The following is a 21,893-nucleotide window of genomic DNA, read 5'->3' as shown; positions in this document are numbered from 1 at the left end:
CTAAAAAGCTTCAAGTTTTGCTCTTGCCTGTCCCCATTTTTGGCTTTAGGCTTTTTCTATGCCCTATAAGCCTCGTGATTATTACGCTAAAAAGGCCAAGCAGGAAAAGTATCCCGCCCGTTCGGTTTATAAAATTAAAGAAGCCGACCAGAAATACCGCCTTTTGCGCCGCGGCCAAAAGGTGCTTGACCTTGGCGCTGCTCCCGGCTCCTGGAGCAAATACGCGCTTGAAAAAGTCGGTAAAAACGGCTTAGTAGTTGGGGTTGATTTGAGCCCCGTTAAGATTTCTGCGCCCAACTTTGTTTTCTTACAGCAGGATATTTTTGAATTAAATCCTGAAGAACTTTGCGAAAAAGCTAGTGTCTCTGCCTTTGACGCCGTTTTAAGTGACATGGCCCCCAAAACCACTGGTGACCGCTCAGGAGACCACTTTCGCTCTGTCCATTTGGCTAAGCGCGCCTTAGAAATTGCCGAAAAAGTTTTAAAACCAAGTGGGGTGTTTTTTGTAAAGGTCTTTGAAGGAGAAGCTTTCCCCGGGTTTGTAGATGAAGTGAAAAAGAGAATTGGCCCGGTAAAACGCTTTCGCCCCAAAAGCACCCGCTCCGAAAGCCGCGAAATATTTGTGTTGGCCAGGAAAGAAAAGTAGTAACCTTGACTTTAGTAGCTGATACTTTATTTTATCAGCCCAAAGATAGAGATTGCTTCGCTTCACTCGCAATAACGGTGTAAGTAGCTCGCAAGGATGCAGTTTTTACAGAGTATCAAGGAGATTGCTTCGCCACTTCGTGGCTCGCAATGACTGCACGTTGTCAAGGCGAGTTCCTCTTTCATTGTCACTGCGAGCGAAGCGAAGCAGTCTCTTAAACAGAACTTTTGCAAAGGTTTTATAAAGAGGAAATTATGTCAGAAAGAAAAACAGAAGGAGAAAATAATATCAATCGTCAAATGCCTCTCTATCCCCCCTATCCACCTTACTATGACGAAGACGAAATAGACCTTTACGAACTCTGGCTGACTTTAAAAAAGAGAAAACTTTATATTTTCGCAACTACCTTATTGTTTGTGTTAATAGCCCTAGCTTTTGCATTTATTTCTCCGAAAATTTATAAAAGTGAAGCTGGATTTTTATCCGAAATGACCGATTCTTCAGGATCTGTCGATTCTTCTATTCCTTTTCTTCTAAAAAAGAAAATAGATACTTTAAATTCATTACTAAAAGAAAGACGATTAGCCGAGTTGAGCCACAAATTAAAAGTTAAGGAAGACATAATAAATCAAGTTGTTAACCTTGAGGCTAACATTCCTAGAAATAACAAAAATTTAGTCTTATTGACAGTAGAAACGAAAGATCCAAATATAATTCCGGAAATAACAAATAAAATATTAGCTTATCTAAACAATACAGAGTTCATAAAAGATAAAATTGAAACCGAAAAAGAAAAACTTTTAAAAGAAATTGCTTCTATAAAGAAAAACATTGATATTTTGAAAAATCTTCAAAAGAAAGTTCTACAAAATCCCACTCAATATAAAGACGTTAATCCCTATGATATAGCCAAAACTATCGTGGAGCTTGAAAGCAATCTTATTGAAAGCCAAACCAGGTTAGCCAGGTTAAAAGGGGTAGAACTGGCCATAACACCTGTAATTCCCCAAAAACCTTATAAACCCAAAGCCAAGTTAATTTTGGCTGTAGCTTTGGTTTCAGGCCTGTTTTTGGGGATCTTTTTGGCCTTTTTTGCGGAGTGGCTGGAAAACGCTAAAAAGCGCTACGAAAAAGATAATCCTTAAAACTCCAAAAAACCTAAAGAATTTAGACGGGTAAAACCCTCATCGGTTACTACCACCATGTCTTCCAGGCGCACACCGCCCCAGTCCGGGAGATAAAGGCCGGGTTCAATCGTAACCACATGTCCGGCTTTTAATTTGCGATGGCTGCGGCAAGAAAGGGTTGGGGCTTCGTGAATGGCAAGGCCAACCCCGTGGCCTAGGGAATGCCAGAAGTGTCTTTCTAGGGCCTCTTGCCGAAAAACAGTTCTTGCCGCCTCGTCTGGTTCCTGGGCTTTGACTCCGGCTTTTAATTTTTGTTCAGCGGCCTCTTTGGCCTTTTTTACCATTTTGTAGATATATTTAAATTTACCTGTTGCCTTTTCCACAAAAAAAGTACGGGTAATATCAGAACAATAACCCTGCCACTTTACTCCCATATCAATAATTACCGGCTCTCCTGGTTTTAAAGGTTTGTCGGTAGGTTCAGCATGAGGCCGGGCGGCATTAGGCCCACTGGCTACTATCGGAGGGAAGGAAAGTCCGTCGGCCATTTTGTGGCTCATCATGATAACTTTGGCCGCCAGCTCTTTTTCTGTAACCCCCGGCCTTATTTCTTTGGCCACTTCTGAAAGGATTTCTTCGGCAATAGCCAAAGCTTTACGAATAGCCTCAATTTCTTCCTGGTCTTTTATTTCACGCATGCGCTCAATGACCGGACGAGCCTCATCTATTTTTACAGAAAACTTTTTTTCAAAGCCTCTTAAAAGGGCAACTGATACGTAGCGTGGCTCAATCAGTAAAGTCTTTATCTCTAAAAGGGGAATTAGTTTAGCTAACTCAGCGATAAGCCCCTTTCGGTAAATCCGAGGTTCAAAAAGCGGCTCACATTCCTTGGCTTCTTCCTGGTAACGCGGGTCTGTAAGGATAAAGGCCTCTTTCTTGGTGATTAAAAGGGCTCCAGAGCTTTCATTAAGGCTCACGTCTTCAGGAGAAAAGCCCGATAGATAGCGACGGTTTTCCTGACAGGTAACAAGAAGGGCTCCTTCTTTAGGTAACGACAACCTCACCCGCCTTAATCGCCTTTGTCTAACCTCCATTTACCCCTCCCAACTACTCAACCTCTCAACTACTCAACCACCCAACAACTCAACTATACAATCCCAAATCTGCCAGGCTACTTGATCTTTAGGGGCCAACGGAATCTTTTCTTCCTTGCCTGTAGAAGAAATTAGCCAGACTTCGTTGGTGTCTATTTCAAAACCTGTTTCTGGGCGGGAGATATCATTGGCTACGATTAAATCAAGCTTTTTGACTTTAAGCTTGCGCCTGGCTTCTTCCAGGAGCTTAGCGCCTTCTTCAGCAGCAAAACCGATAACTATTTGGTCAACTCGCTTAACCTGCGCTACCGCTAAAAGAATGTCTTCTGTAGGTTCAAGTTCAATAAGAGTATTTTGGGACGACTTTTTTATTTTGCCAGGGAAGATCTCTTTAGGGCGATAATCAGCTACCGCTGCGGCCATTACCAGTATGTCTGTCTCAGGGAATCTATCCATAACCGCCTCAAGCATTTCTTTAGCTGTTTCTACAGGAATAGCTTTCAGATAAGGCGGAAGGGGAACCGTTATGGGGCCATGGACTACTGTTATCTCTCCTCCTCTTAACCAGGCAGCTCTGGCCAGAGCAAGCCCCATCCTACCGGAAGAACGGTTAGAGAGATAACGCACGGCGTCTATTGGTTCTCGCGTGGGGCCTGCGGTTATCAATATTTTCTTACCCGCAAGGTCTTTAGGAGCCAGCAGATGTTCCAAATAAGCCGTAATAACTTCTTCGTCAGGGAGCCTTCCCGGACCAATATCTCCGCAAGCTAATGCCCCTTCATCGGGCGCCAATATTTCGTATCCCCAACGGCGAAGCCTAGTAATATTTTCCTGAACCGCGGGATGTTCCCACATGTTTACATTCATAGCCGGACAGATAATAACCGGGGCTTTTGAGGCCAAGATCGTGGCTACAAGGATGCTTTTGGCATCGCCTGCCGCCAGAGAGGCCAGGAAAGAAGCTGTAGCCGGCGCTACTACGATGGCCTCGGCAAAACGGGCAAGTTCTGTATGGGGGATAAAGCCTCCCTGGGGATTCAAAAAATCCTTCTGGGTGAAAACTTTTTCCTGACTTAAGGCCTCAAAAGTGAGCGGAGAAATAAAGGCCTCAGCACCCTCCGTCATCACTACGCGACAAATTGCCCCCTTTTTTTGTAGAGAGCGCAGAAGAGAGGCGGCTTTATAGGCCGCCACCCCTCCGGTTACGCCTAAAAGAATTCTTTTATTGGTTAATATCATTTTCTAAAGTTTCACTGGCCCAAATCTGAACTTCTGTAGTGAAGGGTTGTTCCGTAATCAAAATCATGCAACAGCCGTTTGGGCGTTTGAAGGTAAGAAGGATACTACGGTAAAAAATGCTTCCGGTAAGCTCCCAGCCACGGGCTTTGAGCTGATTTTTAAAAAACAATTCGAGTGATCGTCCTTTAATACGACCTTTTAAAACCAAGACACCACCAATATAGTTTTGGGTGCGAACAATCATAGATTTAGCCTGGTCCACCATTAGTCCGGTAGGCACAACAATATTGGGAAATTCTGTACCAGTATAATAAGGCTTTGGCGGAGAAGATTCTGGTGCCGTCGGGGGAGTTGTTTTTGGTTGTTCTTTACCTGGCAAAGTACAACCAGCCAAAAAAACTAATAAAATTAACACACTGATCTTTGCCCATACCCTCATAATAACCTCCTCAATTTTTTAACCATAGTTTACTTTAAATGACCTCTTTCCAAAATAGAATTTTTAAAATTTCAAATATTGAGAAAAGTGGATATTAATTGGCAGTTTCAATAGAGAGGAGCCGTCTAGGAAAGAAGAAGGGGGCTTTAACCCCCTTCTTTACTTTACTTTTACTAATCGTATTTTTCTATCCTTACAGTACACATTCTAAACTGTGGTATCTTACAGAAAGGATCTTGTGGTTGATCGTTTAATAAAATATTGCCTGGAGCCTCTGGATAGTGGAAAACCATATGCCCCTCTCCTTCTTTTATTCTATTAGACACCTTAACCGGAACTACCACTGAAGCTCGACGGTTTGTAACTCGTACTTTCTCGCCTTCTTTAAGATTGAGTTTTTCTGCATCTTTAGGATTTAGTTCTATGAAAGGAGAGGGAGCCATCTCCATTGGAACTTTACAGCGTCTGGTCATAGAAGAACCATTATAGTGATACAGGATACGATCTATATTCAATATTAGTGGATATTCTCCATCGGGCAGTTCTGCAGGCTCTTTCCATTCAACAAAGTTGAATGAAGCTTTACCCGTTGGAAAAGTTTTTTCGTGGAGAACTCTTATACCAGGGTGATTAGGTTCAGGACACGCCATTGTATTCCTCCCTCCTTTTCCAGTCGTTCGTAACTAATACCGGCAATATCTGGCCAAACCTTTTTTATCTCTTCAAACACTTCTTCAGCTAAAGGCGGTACCGATTTGTATAATTTCTCTTCCTCTATGTTTATTTTTGGATTGTTAGGATCATGCTCTGGAATAGGTAGTCCTTTCATTTTCGCGATCATCATATTGATGATGGTAATATCATCTCTAGCGTCTCCTGGAGGAGGAACAATACGACGCACCCGCTGAATTCTCCGTTCACCACTGGTAAAACAACCGTCTTTTTCAGCAAAACAGGAAGACGGGAAAACAACGTCAGCTAGCTTAGCAGTATCTGTGAGAAAAATATCTTGAACTATAAGTAGATCTAACTGTTCAACGCTTTACGAGCACGTTTAATATTCGGGAAAGTCATTAAAGGGTCTGCCCCCATAATCCAAAGGGCTTTAAAGGTTCCTTCTAACATTCCGTCAATCATGTCAGGCATAGTTAAGCCAAATTCAGACGGGATACTATCCACTTGCCAAATTTCTTTTAATCTTTCTACTGCGTTTTGGTCATTAACAAATTGGTATCCAGGGAAAAGTATGGGAAGACATCCCATATCACAAGCACCTTGAACATTACTTTGGCCACGAATAGGATTGAAACCCACTCCTTTTTTGCCAAAATTTCCGGTAAGGAGAGCTAGGTTCAGCAATGCCCAGACATTCTCTGTTCCCGTAGCGTGTTGAGTAACTCCCATGCAATAGAAAATGGCTGCTCTTTCCGCCGTAGCATAAGCCCTAGCTGCGGCTCTTATGGTTTTAGCAGATACGCCTGTAATCTTTTCCGCCCATTCAGGAGTGTATTTGCCTATGTTTTCTTTCAGTTTTTCAAAGTCTTTTGTTCTTTCTTCTATAAACTTCTCATCATATAACTTTTCTTTAATAATGACATAGGCCATAGCATTATATAAAGCTATGTCAGTACCTGGCTTCATGTTTAGCCAAAAGTTGGCATATTCAACCAATTCAATTTTTTTAGGATCAGCAACAATTAAAGTTGTGCCGTTTTCAACGGCTTCTTTAATCATTAAGGCGAGAATTGGATGATTATCACTTGGATTGGCACCAGTTAAAAAGATTACGTCGGCATCATAAATATCAGCCAAAGAGTTGGTCATTGCTCCAGAACCAAATGAGAGGACCATCCCGGTCACACTGGGAGAATGTCAGTAGCGAGCACAACAATCAATATTGTTAGTGCCTATAACTGTGCGAAAAAATTTCTGAAAAGAGTAGTTGTCTTCAATTGTACAACGAGCAGAAGCATATCCTCCTATGGCGTCAGGACCATACTTTTCCAAAATCTCTTTCATCTTAGTAGTTGCAAAATCTAAAGCTTCTTCCCATGATACTGGCTCAAGTTCCCCTCCCTTTGTGCGACGAATTAAGGGAGTCTTAAGTCTGTCTAGATGATTTATAAAATCGAAACCAAATCTACCTTTAACACAAAGTCTGCCATAATTGGGAGGAAGTTTATGATCAGCAGTTACATCGGCAATTGTATTTCCAGCAACTTTAATAGTTAACTGACAACCTACACTACAATAAGGACACGTCGTCTGGACTTCTCTCACATTAAGAATTTTTTTGGTTAGAGCTCCTGTAGGACAAACATCAACACAGTCACCACAAGCTACACAGTTCTGGTTAAAAATTATTTCTATTTTGGCTGATTCAAGATCAACAACTTTAACCTCTATAGCTTCATAGGCACAAAATTCTACACATTCCATACAATTTGTACATTTGTCGGGTCTAACAGTGATGGCTGGGTGGTCATTAATAACTTTTTGGGTTATCTGGGACATAAAAAACCTCCTCAAATAAATTTGTTTAAAGTGGGACAAATTAGCAATTGAACATCAGGAGTGGTCTATATTGAGGAGGCTCTTCTTGATATTAAGGAAACACCTTCAATGTTTTACTACCTACCCTGATATAAGGGTTTGTAGCAAAACGTAATTTTGTGGTATTTCCCTATTATCAAAACTAGCCTCGTATAAATTTTATTTTAAAGACTTTTTCTTTATCACCTCCCTAATTAATTATTTTTGATAATATCCTTTAATAATAAGAAAATATCTGGGAAAAACCAAAAGTCAATAACCTGGATTGCTTCGATATTTTTATCAAACACTCGGTTTAAATTAAAAATTAGTAATTCTTTTGCTCCTTATTTTGGGCGGCAGGAAAATTATAAATCTTCACTATTTGAATGAATACTCAAAAATCATCTTGCATGCCTTTATACGGTTCATTATTATGCGATAGAAGTAACCCTTTATAGGAGGCTAAAAATGAGTGTATGTCATGTGACTGACCAAAATTTTGAAGAAGAAGTACTAAACTCTGAAATACCGGTATTAGTGGACTTTTGGGCGGCCTGGTGTGGCCCCTGCCGAGCTATTGCCCCTGTAATTGAAGAACTAGCTGAGGAATATGCTGGGAAATTAAAGGTTTGCAAGATGAATGTTGACGAAAACCCTGTAACCCCTGGAAAGTTTGGAATAAGAGCTATTCCTACCCTTATTTTCTTTAAAGGTGGCGAGGCGGTTGACCAAATTACCGGAGCAGTGGCCAAAACCACCATTGAAAGTGTTATAAAGAAACTTGTTGACTAAACCAGATGTCTGATATTTTTGACCTGGCCATTATAGGCGGAGGGCCTGCCGGGCTCACGGCTTATCTTTATGCGGCTAGAGCCCGGCTAAATATCATTCTTGTTGAAAAAACATCTCCCGGCGGCCAGGTTCTTATAACGGATTTTGTAGAAAACTATCCTGGTTTTCCTGATGGTATATCCGGGTTTGAATTAATAGAGTCCTTTGTGACGCAAGTCAAAAAACTGGGTTTTGAACCCCTGCGTGAAGAAGTCATTCGTCTGGAAGATCTTGGTCAGAATAAAAAGCTTATTTTAGCTTCAGGGAATGAGCTTTTGGCTCAAACTGTTATTATTGCTACTGGAGCTAAACCTAATACTCTCGGGGTTCCTGGTGAAAAGAAATTAACTGGAAGAGGGGTTTCTTATTGTGCCACCTGTGATGGCCCGTTTTTTAGAGATCAGGTGGTAGCGGTGGTCGGAGGCGGTAACACAGCAGTTCAAGAAGCAATTTTCTTGACCAGGTTTGCCAGTAAAGTTTATCTTATACACCGCCGTGATCAGCTAAGAGCCCAAAAAATTTTGCAAGAAAGGGCCTTGAGCAACAAAAAAATTATTCCTATTTGGAATACTGTAGTAGAAGAAATTTTAGGAGATGACCAGGTAAAAGCCATCAAGTTGAAAAATTGTAAGACTGGAGAAGAATCAAGTCTTGAGGTTGATGGTGTTTTTATCTTCATAGGAATAACCCCTAATTCAGATTTCGTAAAAGATTTGCTTACTCTTGATGAAAAGGGTTTTATTATTACGGATAGCGAAATGCGAACCAATGTTCCCGGTATTTTTGCAGCAGGAGATGTACGGTCTAAGTCCTGTCGTCAGATTGTAACTGCATGTGGTGATGGTGCCACTGCAGCTTTCTTGGCTGAACACTTTCTTGCCGAAAAATGAAAAAATTTTTAGTGCTTGTCTTTTTATGTGTATTTTTGACTTCATGTGCTGGAACTCCTAAGGGAGGCCTTCTTTCCTGGTTTAAAAAAGACAAAGAAACTCAAATTGCCGATGAAAATTTAAATCAGCTAGTAAAAAAAGCGCTTTCTTATTATCGTCGCGGGCTATGGAAAGAAGCAGAAAAGGCCTTTAGAGACATAAAAGATCGCTATCCCGATTCTCCTTATGCCCTCTGGGCCGAATTAAAGCTGGCAGATTGCAAATTTTTTGCAGGAGATTATCTAGAAGCTATAGTCCTCTACCAGGAATTTGAAAAGCTTCATCCTACGAATGAAGCTATTCCTTACGTAATTTTTCAGATTGCTACCTGTTATTATAAATTGAAACTCCCGCCAGATAGGGACCAATCTTTTTCTAAAAAAGCTGCGGAATACTATGAGCGCTTAATTAATCGTTTCCCAGATTCTCCTTACACTCTAGAGGCTCGTAAGCGCATAAGAAAATGTCGCGAGACTCTCGGAGAGCACGAGCTTTTTGTAGCCAAGTTTTACTATCGTACCAAGCGTTATCGGGCTGCTTATTACCGCCTTTTATATCTTCTAGAAATGTATCCAGAAACAAAGGCCGCCAGTAAAGCGCGCCGTTTAACAGCTAAATATTACCCGAAGGCCTTAGAGGAAACCCGAGCTCTAGCTGAAGGTAAACTAAAAGATTTCTGGGGAAGGCCTTATCCTTGAGAAGATTTATCTCCTTTGAGTTCCTCTGGAAGAATTTCTTCAACTCCTTCAAGATCAGCTAAAAGCTCTAGTTCAGGCACTTCTTCGTCAAAGATTTCTTCGTCGGCTTTATTTAAAACTTCTTCGGCTTTTTTTGTCTCAATATGGTTTTCTTCAATAGGAGAAATGTCTTCTAGAAAGGCACCTTCCAGGTCTTCTTCGTCCAGTTCAATATCTTCGAATTCAATATCTATGTCTTCTTTTAATTCTGCTGTTTCCAGATTCAATGGTTCTATGGATTCTTCTTTAGAACTTTCTTTTTCTTCTAAAAGATCTAAATCTTCCATAGCCTCATCTTCTAATAATTCGTTAAAAATTACGTCTTCTTCGGATAACACATCTTCTTGGGTATTTAAAAAGGCATCTTCTTCAACTATTTCTTCGTGAAGGTCACTTGAGCCCTCAAGAACTTGATAAAGGCTATCCCAAAATTCATCTTTAATTTCAGGAAAAGGACCAAAAAACTCAGAAAGTTCAGTTAAGTCATTACTACATTCAGGACAGGTCTTAAAGTATTCTGCTACAATGTAACTACATTTGGGACAACGCATAAAAAATCCTCCTATTATTTGCAATTGTTTTTACAAAATTTATAATAGCCTCATGAAGAGGTTCTTATATATTATTATCGCCATTTTGGCCTTAAACTTGACAAATTGTACTGGAGTTCCTGGACGCAATCTAGCCTCAGATGCCTCTCTGGTACGAAAGGGAATTTCCACCAAGGAAGAAGTTTATCAATTGCTCGGCAAGCCTGACCAGATAGTAAAAACTGGCTCTAATATTGAAGAATGGTACTATTACGAAAAACACAAAAATGTTTGGAAAAACTTACCGCTCATAGGTTCACATATAGGCACAGAAGAAATAGAAGTTTTAAAAATAACCTTTAAAGGTGACCATGTTATTGATTGTATTTATTATGTGGTTTCGAGACCGTGAAAATGAATATTAACGAACCTGATATTTATCAAAAAGCTAGAGAACGCATGGTGCAAACCCAGATAGCCGCCCGCGGCATTAAAGACCCGCGAGTCTTGGCGGCCATGCTCAAAGTGCCTCGGCACCTCTTTGTAGAAGAAGCTCTAAAAGATCAGGCTTACGGAGATTACCCGCTACCTATTGGTGAGGGGCAAACTATTTCTCAACCTTATATCGTAGCCCTAATGACAGAGGCCCTTGAGCTTAAAGGGCCCGAAAAAGTTCTGGAAATAGGTACAGGGTCTGGTTATCAGGCAGCTATTTTGGCAGAGTTGGCTCGCTGGGTGTATTCCATTGAGCGTTACCCCAGTTTGGCTAGGCGAGCTAAAAAAATTTTAGAAAGTCTAGGTTACAATAACGTTATCATAAAAGTGGGAGACGGCACCAAGGGCTGGCCAGAGGCAGCGCCCTTTGACGCTATTATTGTTACGGCCGCCGGTCCTAAAATTCCTGAGCCATTAATAGAACAATTAAAAGACGGTGGACGCCTGGTAATGCCAGTAGGAGACGAGTGGTCTCAATACCTCATAAAAGTTACCAAAAAGGGAGACCAGCTTATCAAAGAGAACCTGGGGGCGGTCCGATTTGTAAAATTGGTAGGAGAGTATGGGTTTGAAGAATAAAAGGCGCATCGCTATCTTTGGGGCCGGTATTTGTGATGACGAAATTTATCAGCTCGCCTATGAAGTTGGCCGTCTTCTGGCTCCTAAGGCCATTGTGTATACCGGAGGGCTTGGCGGAGTTATGGAAGCCGCCAGTAAAGGAGCACTTGAAGCCGGAGGCTTAACCGTAGGCATTTTGCCAGGGAATAGAGCCCAAGACGCTAACCCTTACGTACTTGTCCCTATAATCACTTCCATGGGTGAAGCCCGAAACATGATACTGGTCAAAACAGCTGAAGTAGCTATCGCTATCTCTGGCAGCTATGGCACTTTATCAGAAATTGCGCTGGCCCTTAAAGCCTGGAAACCGGTTATAGGTCTCAAAACCTGGCCTAATATAGAAGGGGTCACTTATGTTGATACCCCTGAAGAAGCCGTAGCCCAAGCTTTTGAAGCTTTAAAAGTTACAAAAGAACAAATTTAATAGCTACGGTTCAAGACCAAATTTTTGAGGTCGAAGAACTTCAGCATCTTGTAAATAAACAATTCCAGCATAATTTGAAAAAAATCTCTTTTCTATCTCCACCGCCACCTTAAGAGCTAGCTCTTCTTTGACCAGAATAGTTATTCTTACATTGGTTAGAAAATCAGCAAAATCGTCTTCAAGTCCAAACCTAATACCTCTTTCTCCTTTGCCACACACTCTATCTACAGTATAACTATCTGTTTTTGTCCGGGATCTTAAAATATATGAGGAATTTGAGTTGTAACTAATGTTATAGAGGGCGTTTCTATTAATAACTTAAATTTTACAAACTCGATGGTAACTAAGTGGCTCAGTAAAAAATCTTTTTATTTAAAATACCGACTAAAAATTTAGAAAGTTAAAAAGGCTTTGAGTTTTTGGACATCTGCCTGTTCTTTAGTAGTTTCGTGGACGAATTGGCCTTTTTCGATAATATAAAAACGATCTGATGTTTCTAGAGCAAAATTTAAAACCTGTTCAGTGAGTAAAATCGATATGCCTTTTTCTTTTTTTAAAATATTTAAAACTTTAGCGATTTCTTCGATAATAGACGGTTGAATCCCTTCAGTGGGTTCGTCTAGTAGTATTATTTTGGGGTCTGAAACCAAAGCTCTCGCAATTGCTAATTGTTGTTGTTGTCCACCACTTAAATTTCCGCCCTTCCGGTTTAACATATCTTTTAACACAGGAAACAGTTCAAATATAAAATCAGGTATAACTTTTTTATTTGAAGCTTCTAATGCTACTTCAAGATTTTCCTGAACAGTTAAATAAGGGAAAATTTCTCGTCCTTGAGGTACATAGGCAATTTTTCTTTTTACTTTTTCAAAAGGTTCAAACATTGTAATATCTTCATTTTCTAAAAAGATCTGACCTTCTTTAGGTTTAAGAAGACCTATAACTGCCTTCATAAAAGTTGTTTTTCCCATTCCATTACGTCCTAGGATGCATACTGTTTCTTTTTTATTTAGCTCTAAAGAAACACCTTTTATTATATGACTTTCACCGTAATAAGCGTGTAAATTCTTAATTTGTAGCAACTTTGTATCCTCCTAAATAGACTTCTTGTACTTTAGGATCATTCTGTATTCTTTCTATATTTCCTTCGCATAATACTTTTCCTTGATGAAGAACAGTGACACGCTGAGCAATATTTTTAACAAATTCCATGTCATGTTCTATTACTACCATTGACCGCCCAGGTGCTATTTTTTTTAGTAAACTTACAGTTTTTTCTCTTTCTTTAGCACTCATTCCTGCTACAGGTTCATCTAACAAAACTAATTTGGGATTTTGAATTAATATCATAGCGATTTCTAGCCACTGTTTTTCTCCATGAGAAAGAAGCCCAGCTTTTAAGTGTCTTTTGTCAATTAAGCCTACAAAGTGAAGCATCTCTTCTATTTTTTCTTTATCCATAGGCGACAGTTTAAAAAACAAGGCACTAAACACTGTTTTCTTTTTAGGGTAGGAAATTGTTAAATTTTCTAAAACAGTTAAATCTTCATATATTGAGGGTGTTTGGAATTTTCTCCCTATACCTAAACGAGCAATTTCATGTTCTTTCAATTTTTTGAGATCTATTTTTTCATAGAATAGTACTTCTCCTTTTTCTGGTCTCGTTTTTCCACATATAACATCTAGCAAAGTTGATTTACCTGCACCATTTGGCCCGATTACTACTCTCAGTTCATTTATTTCTACATAAAAATTTAGACCATCTAAGGCTTTAAAACCATCAAAACTAACTGTTAAATCTTCTATATAAAGTATATGCTTAACTAGTTCGGACATACTTTGCTCCTAATGATAATTTTATTTTATTTATCAAGTTAGAAAAAGATGATTTTCTATTAAAAAGGCTCACTAAACCTTCCGGCAAAAATCTTACAACTATAATAAAAAGAATACCGAGAAAATAGAGCCATATCTCTGGAAAGTTTTCACTAAGAAAAGTTTTAGCTGTATTTACAAGTAAAGCTCCTATAGCAGCACCAAGTAATGAAGTGCGACCTCCAATTGCCGCCCAAATTACCATTTCTATGGAAGGAACAACACCAAAAATAGAAGGAGAAATCAGACCTTCCTGTAAAACAAATAAAGCTCCAGCTATTCCCGCATAGACAGCTGATATGGCAAAAATTAACATTTTGAAATTATCAGGATTATAACCAGAGAATCGAATTCTATCTTCTTTATCTCTAATTGCTACTAAAATTTTACCAAACTGACTTTTTACCAACCACGAGCCAAACAAAAAAAGTAAAAAAAGAACAAAAACAGTAATATAATAAATAAGATGTTGGGTTGTTTTGGAAAATAACTGATAACCAAAAATAGTGGAAAAATCAGTTATACCATTAGTTCCTCCAGTATATCCCTGTTGGCCTACAAACAAAATAAAGAAGACCAAAGTTAATGCTTGAGAAATAAGCGAAAAATAAACACCAGAAATTCTTCGTCTAAACGTTACAAATCCTACAATAAGAGCTAATAGCAAAGGTACAATGATAACCATTAAAAAGGCAAAAGGAGCACTTTTAAATGGTTTCCAAAACCATGGCAAGGATGTAAGTCCATTCCAAAACATAAAATCTGGTAAATCAGGCCCTGAAGCTTCAAGTTTCAAATACATGGCCATCGCATAAGCTCCAAGGCCAAAAAATATACCCTGCCCTAAACTCAAAATACCTGTATAACCCCAGGCTAGAGCTATACCCATAGCTACTATAGCAAAAGATAAAAATTTACCTAAAAGGTTAAGACGAAAATCTGAGAGTACAAAAGGAAAGAAAAACAATAAACTACCAAAGAAAAGAATATAAAAAACTAAAGATTTCAAATCCTTATTTACAAGACTTTTCCCCATTTTAGCTCCTCACTCTTATAATAAATAGTCCTTTAGGCCTTATTTGCAACAAAACAATAATAGCAATTAGTGTTATAGCTTTAGCCATACTAGAACTAGAGAAAAATTCACCAATAGATTGTATTTCGGCAATAGTAAAAGCACTTAAGATAGTTCCTATTAAACTTTGTATGCCACCCAAAATAACTACCATAAAAGAATCTACAATATAATTTTGTCCAGTAGAGGGGCCAACAGATCCTATCATGGTTAGAGCACAACCTGCAATTCCTGCTAATCCAGAACCTATAGCAAAGGCAAGTGAATCAACTCTTCTGACATTTATCCCCAAAGCAGAACTCATGTTTCTATTTTGGGTAACAGCTCTTATTTTTAGCCCCCATCTAGTCTTAAAAAGAAATAAAAAAATGCCTATTACACATAAAACAGATAGAAAAAAAATAAATAAACGATTATAGGGAAGGGAAAAATCAGTAGAGATATTTAGAGAGCCAATTAGCCAGGAGGGCATATCAACATTAACATTATTAGCCCCGAAAATATTTCTAAAAGATTGTTGCAAAATTAAACTTAAACCCCAAGTAGCCAATAATGTATCTAAGGGACGCTTATACAAATATTGTATTAAGAATCTTTCAGCTAACAAACCGATAAAAGCTGTTAGAAAAAAAGATAAAATCAAAGCAACAAAAATATAAAAATTAAATATAAATTTAAGATGATGAGCAAAAAAAAGCTGAGTCACATATGTTACATAAGCTCCTATCATCATAAATTCACCATGGGCCAGGTTAATAACCCCCATCAAGCCAAATACAATGGCAAGGCCTAAAGCCATTAATAACAAAATAGAAAACAAACTTAACCCATTAAAAGCTTGAGTTGCAATTATACCAACATCCATAACTTTCTCCTTTTAGAGGGAGGGAATCTATTCCCTCCCTCTAAACTGAAATTACATTAGAATGATATTGTTTTTATCTTCTTCCTATTCCGGTTTTGGGATATTTGAGCCAATTACAAACTTTATTTGAAACTAAAGCTGGGAAAGGATCCGGCTTGACAGGTGTTTTAGCATCCCAAATTATATCAAATAAACCATCTGCTCTAATTTTTCCAATTCTAGGAGTTTTCCATAAGTGCTGGTTTTCTGCATCTATTTTAACGTGTCCTTCAGGAGCGTCCATTTCCAAATTGCGAGCAGCTTCGCGTACGGCATCTACATCTGTCTTTCCTGCTTTTTCTACAGCTTTGGCCCAAAGATATACTGCTATATAACCTGCTTCTATTGGATCATCTGTTACTCTATTTTCACCATATTTTTTCTTAAAGTTAGCAACAAACTTTTTGTTTATAGAATTATCTAATGTTTGAAAATAGTTCCAAGCACAAAGATGACCTTCTACTAATTCACCCCCTATACCTCTTAATTCATCTTCTGCAATACTAACGGACATTACTGGAATAACGTTAGCGGTAATTCCAACGCTTTTCAACTGCTTAAAAAAAGCAACATTGCTATCACCGTTAATGGTATTAAATATAACATCAGGCTTTTTAGCTTTTATTTTATTGATAATAGTACTAAATTCCATATGACCCAATGGAACATATTCTTCCGCTACTGTAATACCACCTTCATGCTTTAACTGAGCTTTAATTATTAAATTTGCTGTACGAGGAAATACATAATCTGATCCAAGCAAATAAAATCTCTTTCCGACATTTTTGAGTAACCAGCTTACTGCAGGCATAATTTGTTGGTTAGGAGCAGCTCCTATATAAAATATATTTCGTGAGCATTCCATACCTTCATACTGAACTGGATACCATAAAAGACCATTGTATCTTTCGAAGACTGGTAAAACAGCTTTACGACTAGCAGAAGTCCAGCAACCAAAAACTGTAGCTACCTTATCTTTTAGCAATAATTTTTTAGCCTTTTCTGCAAATGTGGGCCAATCTGAAGCTCCGTCTTCTATTACAGGGACAATTTTTTTGCCTAGTACTCCACCATTTTTGTTAATTTCTTCGATTGCCATTAGCTCGGCTTGAGCCACAGATACTTCGCTAATAGCCATAGTACCACTGAAAGAGTGTAAAATTCCCACCTTGATTACATCTTCTTTTGCCCAGACGTCATTGATCCAACTCATTTCAGAAAAAAGACTCAATCCCATTACTCCTACCCCTGTACCGATAGCCTTTTTTAAAAATTTTCTCCTACTTAAACTCTTATCACTCATAAACTCAACCTCCTTTTTTCTATTGCCATTTTTTGTTTTTTGAAGCAAAACTTGTACCAAGCTTGGAATGATGTATTTGTTTTATTGAGATTGCTTAGGCTGCTGGCGCAGCATCGCAATGACTCTCTCCCCTTGTCACTGCAATCACTTGTGGACAAAGCAATCTCTTAAGTAAAGCATTTTGCCAAGGTCCCCAAAATTACCGTGTCACTGGCAAGTGGCCAAAAGATATTAATCCGAGCGTGTTTTACACGACAAAGTATCGCCGCTGACATAATCGCTAAAGCAAAGTAACCTTCGCTGTCACTGCGAGGCCTCGTTAAAGGTCGAAGCAGTCTCAGGGATTGCTTCGCTTCGCTCGCAATGACTCAATTGTCGCCTATTTAGTGACCCCATTAATAGTCTTACGGAAGAAAGAAGGTGTTTGAAATAACAACATAAAATTGAGCGAGGAAGACCAGTAATCCAACAAAATATTTCTTTAACTATTCCGAAAAACTCAGACAAAATTGTTAAACTTTAACAAAATATTATATCTAAAACCCTACCCTTTCTACAAACTCTAAATCTAAAGAGGGAATCCTGGTTTAGTGACTTCATAGAAATTTAAGTATCTAATGTGTTTTGAACCGAGTGGTGATAATGACGGCGATCTAAAATTGAAGCTAAAGGAACAGGCGGTCGAGAGCGAAACCCCACCTATCAGCCGAGAATTAAGGTAAATTAGATGCTTTCATGCTCTCGTAGTTACAAATTCAATTTAAGGATTAATATTATACTTCTTTATTCTATATTCTAGTTGTCTTCTAGTATATCCTAATTCTTTAGCAGCTCTAGTTAAAATCCATCTATGCTTTTTTAAAGCCTTAATAATTTCTTCCTTTTCTATTTCTTCAATTTTAGTCGATAATTTTTTAGAAGGCACTTGTTTTTTTGTTGACTTTTTTTCTTGATTTGTCTCTGAAGTTTTTTGGTATATAGGTTGATATACTTTTGTATCTATATCTGAAAGATTTAATATGCCGTCTTGATCAAGAGTATAACATCTTTTTAAAAACAATTTAAGATCCTCAAAACTTTGCAAGCTATTTAAGCTGTATATATAATCTATAAGTTCTGAAGAAATCTTTTTATTTTCATAAAATAGTTCATTCAGTTCTTGAATATAGTTTTTAATATATTTCTCTAAATATGAAGATAGCTCCTTGCTCTGTTTAATAAGCTTAAAAGGCAGGTCGTCTATATCTAGAATATTATCATCATCTAGGACGAAAGCCAGTTCTAAAACATTTTCTAATTCTCTAATGTTTCCTGGCCAATTATACTTTTTTAATAAAGAAAAAGCTTTCTTTGAAATATAAATCTGTTTGTTATATCGATCACTTAGTTTAAGCATAATACTTTTTAAGATACCCTCAAACTCAGATTTTCTTTCTCTTAATGGTGGTAGCCTAATTTCTATACCACTAATTCTATAAAAAAGATCTTCTCTGAATAATTTTTTTTGGACCATAGAAATTAGATCTTGATTTGTTGCCGAAATAAACCTGACATCAATAGATATTGAGCGAACTCCTCCTATCCTTTCTATTCTTTTTTCCTGAATAGCCTGAAGTAGCTTGGGCTGTAATTCTAAGGGTAAGTCACCAATTTCATCTAAAAAAACAGTACCACCACTAGCCAGTTCTAATTTTCCTTTTTTAGTTGATGTCGCTCCAGTAAAGGCGCCTTTTTCGTAACCAAAGAGTTCAGATTCTAATAAATCTTTTGGAATAGCTGCACAATTTATAACTACAAATGGTTTATTTTTTCTATAACTTATGTCATGAATATGTTTTGCCAGCGAAGACTTTCCTGTCCCACTCTCTCCTGTTAGCAAAATATTTATATCTGTATTAGCAATTTTTTCTAGCTTAGGACAAATAGATTTTGCAAAAGCAAAAGATCCGCTATAAATAATATCTTCCATGTTTTTAATAGTATTTTTTAATTTATCCTTCTCCTTTCTAAACGATTCATATAGTTCTATATGATGTCCTAGTATAGATGCAGCTACTTCCAAAAAATCTATATGCCATCCTGTAGGCATTTCATCATTTTTTTTGTGAGATGCAGTCAGCACTCCAATAGTATCTTTGTTTTCATTGATTAGAGGAACAATGAAAAACATAAGATCTTTTAAATTTTGACGTCTGAGAAGATTTTTAAATTCCTTAATTTCTTCCAAGTTAACAATAGTTTCAGGATATCCCAATTGGGCAATTCGTCCAATTAATCCTTCGCCTAGCTTTATTTGGAGAGATTCAAACTTTTCAATATTATCACCGCTAGCATAAATCAGTTTTAAGTGCTTACTTTCCTTAAGCCATAAAGCAACATCTTCATATAACATATACTCTTTAAGAATATTTAAAGCGGTATATATATACACAAAAATAGGCTTTTCTATACTAAATGATCTGTTTAAGCCTCTAAGAGCCTCTATTTCTCTTTTTCGAATTTTTAATAAATTCTTTTGCATAAATTTTTCACTTTTATGTTAAAAATTTACATTTTTGATAATCTAGACCTTATTCCCTTTTTTAGTTCTGTCAAGAAAAATATAATGGCACACTTTTTGCTTTTTTTAAAAATAAAAACATCAGGAGGTTGTAAAATGCAATTAACACCTAGAGAGCAAGAAAAATTGCTCATTTATGTCGCTGCTAAGCTAGCATGGGAACGCAAAGAAAAGGGATTAAAGCTGAACTATCCAGAGGCTATAGCTGTAATTACCGCACATATAATGGAAGGGGCTAGAGAGGGAAAAACTATAGAAGAAATAACTAAAGAAAGTAGTCAGATTTTAACAAGAGATGATGTTATGGATGGTATCCCTGAAATGATTAAGATGATTCAGGTAGAAGCGACTTTTCCTGATGGTACAAAATTAGTAACAGTACATAAACCAATAAAATAAGGAGGGAAGTATGAAACCAGGTGAACTTTTCTTATCTGATGAAGAAATCATTTTAAACCAAGGGAAAACTATAACTAAAATAAAAGTTATCAATAATGGAGATAGACCTATACAGGTAGGATCACATTTCCATTTTTTTGAAGCAAATAAATATCTTAAATTTGATCGAAAACTGGCTTATGGAAAAAGGCTAAATATTCCTGCTGGTGGTGCTGTCAGATTTGAAGTTGGAGAAGAAAAAGAAGTTGAATTAATAGATATCTCAGGGAAAAGATATATCAGAGGTTTTAATGGTCTAGTTAATGGTTTTCTAGACGATCTTACTGTAAAAGAAAACGCATTCAACAAAGCTAAAAAATTAGGTTTTATGGAGGAATAAAATGAAAATAGACAGAAAAAAATACGCAGAACTTTATGGACCAACTGTTGGAGACAAAATTAGACTAGGTGATACAGAATTGATAATTGAAATAGAAAAAGATTTTACTACTTATGGAGAAGAAGTTGTATTCGGAGCTGGTAAAAATATTAGAGATGGCATGGGACAGACTAATACTAAAATAGATGCACCAGATTTAGTTATCACCAATGTTATCATTTTAGATTATACAGGCATTGTAAAAGCTGATATAGGAATAAAAAACGGCTATATTTGTGGCATAGGTAAAGCAGGTAATCCTGATACTATGGATAACGTTACTCCTGGATTGGAAATAGGTCCGTTCACAGAGATAATTTCCGGGGAAGGCTTAATTGCTACAGCGGGAGCAGTTGATAAGCACGTACATTTTATTTCTCCTCAAATTGTCTACGAAGCCCTTTCAAATGGAGTTACTACTTTAATAGGGGGTGGAGACGGACCTACCACTGGTACTAATGCTACCAATGCTACTCCGGGCCCTTGGAATATTCATCGTATGTTAGAGGCTATTGAAGAGTTTCCCGTCAACATTGGTCTAATTGGTAAGGGAAATTCTTCTAATCCCAAAATGCTAATAGAACAGTTAAAAGAAGGAGCAATGGGTTTTAAAATTCACGAGGATTGGGGCGCCACACCGAATGTCATAGATGTAGTTTTAGATGTGGCTGATGAATATGATGTAATGGTAGCCTTACATACCGATACTCCAAATGAAGCTGGGTATGTTGAAAATACTATCGCTAGCTTAAAAGGGAGAACAATTCATACTTATCATAGTGAAGGAGCAGGTGGTGGTCACGCCCCAGATATTTTACGAATTGCTGGCTTGCCAAATGTTTTACCCTCTTCTACAACTCCGACTTTACCAGCTACTATAAATACTGTTACAGAACATGTAGATATGTTGATAGTCTGTCATCATCTCAAGCCCGAAGTTCCAGAAGACGTAGCCTTTGCTAAGTCTAGAATAAGAGCCCAAACTATTCTTGCTGAAGATGTCTTGCATGATATGGGCGTTATAAGCATAGTTTCTTCCGATTCTCAAGCTATGGGAAGAATTGGAGAAACAGTTCTGCGTACCTGGCAAATGGCTCACTCGATGAAAGTACAAAGAGGTAAATTACCAGAAGATTCTGAAGGCAATGATAATTTTAGAGTTAAAAGATATATTGCCAAATATACTATAAATCCTGCTATTGCTTGTGGAGTATCTAAATATGTTGGTAGTATTGAGCCGGGGAAGCTAGCGGACATTGTCCTTTGGGATCCCAAGTTTTTTGGAGTAAAACCAAGCTTAGTATTAAAAAGTGGTTTTGTTGTTTGGTCACTTATGGGTGATGCCAACGCTTCTATTCCAACTTGCGAACCATATATGTATAAACCAATGTTTGGATCTTTTGGTAAGGCAAGGCAGACGTTATCACTAACTTTTGTTTCAAAATTAGCTTACGAGAATGACATCAAAAACAAATTGAAGTTGAATAGGCAATTTAAACCTGTTGAAGAATGTCGTCAAATAGGAAAGAAAAACATGATATTTAACGATTTTGTAGGAGAAGTTTATGTAGATCCTAAGACTTATGAAGTTTTCGTCAATGGTACGAAAATCGAATCAAATTTCATGAAAGAGTTGCCATTAGCCCAACGTTATTTTCTATTTTAGTTTATAAGTGGGTACAGCCTATGAAAAGGCTGTACCCACGAGTTCAAAA

General features: G+C 37.7%; 24 protein-coding genes and 1 pseudogene. 11 read left to right on the top strand and 14 right to left on the bottom strand.

The annotated features are described in order from the left end of the window. Nucleotides 1-58 precede the first annotated feature (58 nt). Complete coding sequence (locus THEIN_RS05900) at nt 59-646, top strand: RlmE family RNA methyltransferase (RefSeq protein WP_013907769.1); 588 nt, start codon at nt 59-61, stop codon at nt 644-646. A 254-nt stretch (nt 647-900) separates the two neighbouring features. Then, complete coding sequence (locus tag THEIN_RS05895; protein ID WP_013907768.1) at nt 901-1,791, top strand: Wzz/FepE/Etk N-terminal domain-containing protein; 891 nt, start codon at nt 901-903, stop codon at nt 1,789-1,791. Here the strand turns inward: THEIN_RS05895 and THEIN_RS05890 are convergent. The 6 genes and pseudogenes from THEIN_RS05890 to THEIN_RS12365 form a co-directional block, all read right to left on the bottom strand. Continuing rightward, nucleotides 1,788-2,867 carry a M24 family metallopeptidase gene (locus tag THEIN_RS05890; RefSeq protein WP_013907767.1) on the bottom strand — a complete coding sequence of 360 codons (1,080 nt, stop codon included), beginning with the start codon at nt 2,865-2,867 and terminating at the stop codon, nt 1,788-1,790. The two genes, THEIN_RS05895 and THEIN_RS05890, sit on opposite strands and share 4 nt — an antisense overlap. A gap of 33 nt (nt 2,868-2,900) precedes the next feature. Further along, a complete protein-coding gene (coaBC, locus tag THEIN_RS05885) occupies nt 2,901-4,106 on the bottom strand; it encodes a bifunctional phosphopantothenoylcysteine decarboxylase/phosphopantothenate--cysteine ligase CoaBC (protein ID WP_013907766.1) in 1,206 nt (401 codons plus the stop codon). Next, nucleotides 4,090-4,545 (bottom strand): hypothetical protein, encoded by a 456-nt coding sequence (locus THEIN_RS05880; protein ID WP_013907765.1) that lies wholly within the window; start codon nt 4,543-4,545, stop codon nt 4,090-4,092. Before THEIN_RS05880 ends, coaBC begins: the two co-directional genes overlap by 17 nt. Nucleotides 4,546-4,718: 173 nt before the next feature. Further along, nucleotides 4,719-5,195 carry a molybdopterin oxidoreductase family protein gene (locus THEIN_RS11610; RefSeq protein WP_052299047.1) on the bottom strand — a complete coding sequence of 159 codons (477 nt, stop codon included), beginning with the start codon at nt 5,193-5,195 and terminating at the stop codon, nt 4,719-4,721. Next, on the bottom strand, nt 5,162-5,389 hold the full coding sequence (locus THEIN_RS12370) for a hypothetical protein (RefSeq protein ID WP_052299046.1): 228 nt from the start codon (nt 5,387-5,389) through the stop codon (nt 5,162-5,164). Before THEIN_RS12370 ends, THEIN_RS11610 begins: the two co-directional genes overlap by 34 nt. Nucleotides 5,390-5,446: 57 nt before the next feature. After that, nucleotides 5,447-7,059: pseudogene (locus THEIN_RS12365) on the bottom strand (molybdopterin-dependent oxidoreductase); the annotation flags it as partial. A 489-nt stretch (nt 7,060-7,548) separates the two neighbouring features. Between THEIN_RS12365 and trxA the strand changes: the two are divergent. From trxA to THEIN_RS05855, 3 genes are read left to right on the top strand one after another with little or no spacing between them, the layout of a single operon-like run. Continuing rightward, nucleotides 7,549-7,872 (top strand): thioredoxin, encoded by a 324-nt coding sequence (gene trxA, locus THEIN_RS05865; protein ID WP_013907764.1) that lies wholly within the window; start codon nt 7,549-7,551, stop codon nt 7,870-7,872. A 5-nt stretch (nt 7,873-7,877) separates the two neighbouring features. Continuing rightward, complete coding sequence (gene trxB, locus THEIN_RS05860; RefSeq protein WP_013907763.1) at nt 7,878-8,801, top strand: thioredoxin-disulfide reductase; 924 nt, start codon at nt 7,878-7,880, stop codon at nt 8,799-8,801. Continuing rightward, on the top strand, nt 8,798-9,538 hold the full coding sequence (locus THEIN_RS05855) for an outer membrane protein assembly factor BamD (protein ID WP_013907762.1): 741 nt from the start codon (nt 8,798-8,800) through the stop codon (nt 9,536-9,538). The genes trxB and THEIN_RS05855 overlap by 4 nt, the downstream gene beginning before the upstream one ends. Here THEIN_RS05855 and THEIN_RS05850 read toward each other — a convergent pair. Continuing rightward, nucleotides 9,529-10,128 (bottom strand): zinc ribbon domain-containing protein, encoded by a 600-nt coding sequence (locus THEIN_RS05850; protein ID WP_013907761.1) that lies wholly within the window; start codon nt 10,126-10,128, stop codon nt 9,529-9,531. The genes THEIN_RS05855 and THEIN_RS05850 overlap by 10 nt on opposite strands. A gap of 52 nt (nt 10,129-10,180) precedes the next feature. Between THEIN_RS05850 and bamE the strand changes: the two genes are divergently transcribed. From bamE to THEIN_RS05835, 3 genes are read left to right on the top strand one after another with little or no spacing between them, the layout of a single operon-like run. Continuing rightward, nucleotides 10,181-10,519, top strand: coding sequence for an outer membrane protein assembly factor BamE domain-containing protein (gene bamE, locus THEIN_RS05845; protein WP_013907760.1), 339 nt, complete (start codon nt 10,181-10,183; stop codon nt 10,517-10,519). 2 nt (nt 10,520-10,521) lie between these two features. Further along, nucleotides 10,522-11,181 carry a protein-L-isoaspartate(D-aspartate) O-methyltransferase gene (locus THEIN_RS05840; protein WP_013907759.1) on the top strand — a complete coding sequence of 220 codons (660 nt, stop codon included), beginning with the start codon at nt 10,522-10,524 and terminating at the stop codon, nt 11,179-11,181. Beyond that, nucleotides 11,165-11,644 carry a TIGR00725 family protein gene (locus THEIN_RS05835; protein ID WP_013907758.1) on the top strand — a complete coding sequence of 160 codons (480 nt, stop codon included), beginning with the start codon at nt 11,165-11,167 and terminating at the stop codon, nt 11,642-11,644. Before THEIN_RS05840 ends, THEIN_RS05835 begins: the two co-directional genes overlap by 17 nt. Nucleotides 11,645-11,647: 3 nt before the next feature. Here THEIN_RS05835 and THEIN_RS05830 read toward each other — a convergent pair whose 3' ends face one another. The 7 genes from THEIN_RS05830 to THEIN_RS05800 all read right to left on the bottom strand — a co-directional run bounded on the left by THEIN_RS05830 (nt 11,648) and on the right by THEIN_RS05800 (nt 19,322). Beyond that, on the bottom strand, nt 11,648-11,908 hold the full coding sequence (locus THEIN_RS05830; RefSeq protein ID WP_425358413.1) for a P-II family nitrogen regulator: 261 nt from the start codon (nt 11,906-11,908) through the stop codon (nt 11,648-11,650). A gap of 128 nt (nt 11,909-12,036) precedes the next feature. Beyond that, on the bottom strand, nt 12,037-12,726 hold the full coding sequence (urtE, locus tag THEIN_RS05825) for an urea ABC transporter ATP-binding subunit UrtE (protein ID WP_013907757.1): 690 nt from the start codon (nt 12,724-12,726) through the stop codon (nt 12,037-12,039). Then, on the bottom strand, nt 12,713-13,480 hold the full coding sequence (gene urtD / locus THEIN_RS05820; RefSeq protein ID WP_013907756.1) for an urea ABC transporter ATP-binding protein UrtD: 768 nt from the start codon (nt 13,478-13,480) through the stop codon (nt 12,713-12,715). The genes urtE and urtD overlap by 14 nt, the downstream gene beginning before the upstream one ends. Then, on the bottom strand, nt 13,464-14,555 hold the full coding sequence (gene urtC, locus THEIN_RS05815; RefSeq protein WP_013907755.1) for an urea ABC transporter permease subunit UrtC: 1,092 nt from the start codon (nt 14,553-14,555) through the stop codon (nt 13,464-13,466). Before urtC ends, urtD begins: the two co-directional genes overlap by 17 nt. A gap of 1 nt (nt 14,556) precedes the next feature. After that, entirely contained in the window at nt 14,557-15,459 is a 903-nt protein-coding gene (urtB, locus tag THEIN_RS05810; protein WP_013907754.1) for an urea ABC transporter permease subunit UrtB, read from the bottom strand. A 73-nt stretch (nt 15,460-15,532) separates the two neighbouring features. Continuing rightward, nucleotides 15,533-16,801, bottom strand: a complete 1,269-nt coding sequence (gene urtA, locus THEIN_RS05805) for an urea ABC transporter substrate-binding protein (RefSeq protein WP_013907753.1) — start codon at nt 16,799-16,801, stop codon at nt 15,533-15,535. Nucleotides 16,802-17,561: 760 nt separating this feature from the next. Then, nucleotides 17,562-19,322: a sigma 54-interacting transcriptional regulator gene (locus THEIN_RS05800; RefSeq protein ID WP_013907752.1), complete on the bottom strand. Its 1,761-nt coding sequence runs from the start codon at nt 19,320-19,322 to the stop codon at nt 17,562-17,564. A gap of 135 nt (nt 19,323-19,457) precedes the next feature. Between THEIN_RS05800 and THEIN_RS05795 the strand changes: the two genes are divergently transcribed. The 3 genes from THEIN_RS05795 to ureC are packed head-to-tail and all read left to right on the top strand — an operon-like array spanning nt 19,458 to nt 21,844. Next, nucleotides 19,458-19,760 (top strand): urease subunit gamma, encoded by a 303-nt coding sequence (locus THEIN_RS05795; RefSeq protein WP_013907751.1) that lies wholly within the window; start codon nt 19,458-19,460, stop codon nt 19,758-19,760. Nucleotides 19,761-19,770: 10 nt separating this feature from the next. Beyond that, a complete protein-coding gene (gene ureB, locus THEIN_RS05790) occupies nt 19,771-20,139 on the top strand; it encodes an urease subunit beta (RefSeq protein WP_013907750.1) in 369 nt (122 codons plus the stop codon). 1 nt (nt 20,140) lies between these two features. After that, nucleotides 20,141-21,844 carry an urease subunit alpha gene (gene ureC, locus THEIN_RS05785; protein ID WP_013907749.1) on the top strand — a complete coding sequence of 568 codons (1,704 nt, stop codon included), beginning with the start codon at nt 20,141-20,143 and terminating at the stop codon, nt 21,842-21,844. The last annotated feature ends 49 nt before the right edge of the window (nt 21,845-21,893 follow it).

The organism is Thermodesulfatator indicus DSM 15286 (genome assembly GCF_000217795.1).
GTDB classification, from domain to species: Bacteria; Desulfobacterota; Thermodesulfobacteria; order Thermodesulfobacteriales; family Thermodesulfatatoraceae; genus Thermodesulfatator; species Thermodesulfatator indicus.
Note: the sequence above shows the minus strand (reverse complement) of the source record. Positions and strands in the feature narration are given on the sequence as shown.

Coding starts and splice junctions, on each gene's coding strand:
- THEIN_RS05835 (WP_013907758.1), top strand. CDS start 11,165: ATGGGTTTGAAGAATAAAAGGCGCATCGCTATCTTTGGGGCCGGTATT.
- THEIN_RS05900 (WP_013907769.1), top strand. CDS start 59: ATGCCCTATAAGCCTCGTGATTATTACGCTAAAAAGGCCAAGCAGGAA.
- THEIN_RS12370 (WP_052299046.1), bottom strand. CDS start 5,389: ATGATGATCGCGAAAATGAAAGGACTACCTATTCCAGAGCATGATCCT.
- urtA (WP_013907753.1), bottom strand. CDS start 16,801: ATGAGTGATAAGAGTTTAAGTAGGAGAAAATTTTTAAAAAAGGCTATC.
- THEIN_RS05840 (WP_013907759.1), top strand. CDS start 10,522: ATGAATATTAACGAACCTGATATTTATCAAAAAGCTAGAGAACGCATG.
- THEIN_RS05850 (WP_013907761.1), bottom strand. CDS start 10,128: ATGCGTTGTCCCAAATGTAGTTACATTGTAGCAGAATACTTTAAGACC.
- trxB (WP_013907763.1), top strand. CDS start 7,878: ATGTCTGATATTTTTGACCTGGCCATTATAGGCGGAGGGCCTGCCGGG.
- THEIN_RS05890 (WP_013907767.1), bottom strand. CDS start 2,867: ATGGAGGTTAGACAAAGGCGATTAAGGCGGGTGAGGTTGTCGTTACCT.
- coaBC (WP_013907766.1), bottom strand. CDS start 4,106: ATGATATTAACCAATAAAAGAATTCTTTTAGGCGTAACCGGAGGGGTG.
- trxA (WP_013907764.1), top strand. CDS start 7,549: ATGAGTGTATGTCATGTGACTGACCAAAATTTTGAAGAAGAAGTACTA.
- urtD (WP_013907756.1), bottom strand. CDS start 13,480: ATGTCCGAACTAGTTAAGCATATACTTTATATAGAAGATTTAACAGTT.
- THEIN_RS05795 (WP_013907751.1), top strand. CDS start 19,458: ATGCAATTAACACCTAGAGAGCAAGAAAAATTGCTCATTTATGTCGCT.
- THEIN_RS05800 (WP_013907752.1), bottom strand. CDS start 19,322: ATGCAAAAGAATTTATTAAAAATTCGAAAAAGAGAAATAGAGGCTCTT.
- ureB (WP_013907750.1), top strand. CDS start 19,771: ATGAAACCAGGTGAACTTTTCTTATCTGATGAAGAAATCATTTTAAAC.
- urtC (WP_013907755.1), bottom strand. CDS start 14,555: ATGGGGAAAAGTCTTGTAAATAAGGATTTGAAATCTTTAGTTTTTTAT.
- ureC (WP_013907749.1), top strand. CDS start 20,141: ATGAAAATAGACAGAAAAAAATACGCAGAACTTTATGGACCAACTGTT.
- THEIN_RS11610 (WP_052299047.1), bottom strand. CDS start 5,195: ATGGCGTGTCCTGAACCTAATCACCCTGGTATAAGAGTTCTCCACGAA.
- urtB (WP_013907754.1), bottom strand. CDS start 15,459: ATGGATGTTGGTATAATTGCAACTCAAGCTTTTAATGGGTTAAGTTTG.
- THEIN_RS05895 (WP_013907768.1), top strand. CDS start 901: ATGTCAGAAAGAAAAACAGAAGGAGAAAATAATATCAATCGTCAAATG.
- THEIN_RS05880 (WP_013907765.1), bottom strand. CDS start 4,545: ATGAGGGTATGGGCAAAGATCAGTGTGTTAATTTTATTAGTTTTTTTG.
- bamE (WP_013907760.1), top strand. CDS start 10,181: ATGAAGAGGTTCTTATATATTATTATCGCCATTTTGGCCTTAAACTTG.
- THEIN_RS05855 (WP_013907762.1), top strand. CDS start 8,798: ATGAAAAAATTTTTAGTGCTTGTCTTTTTATGTGTATTTTTGACTTCA.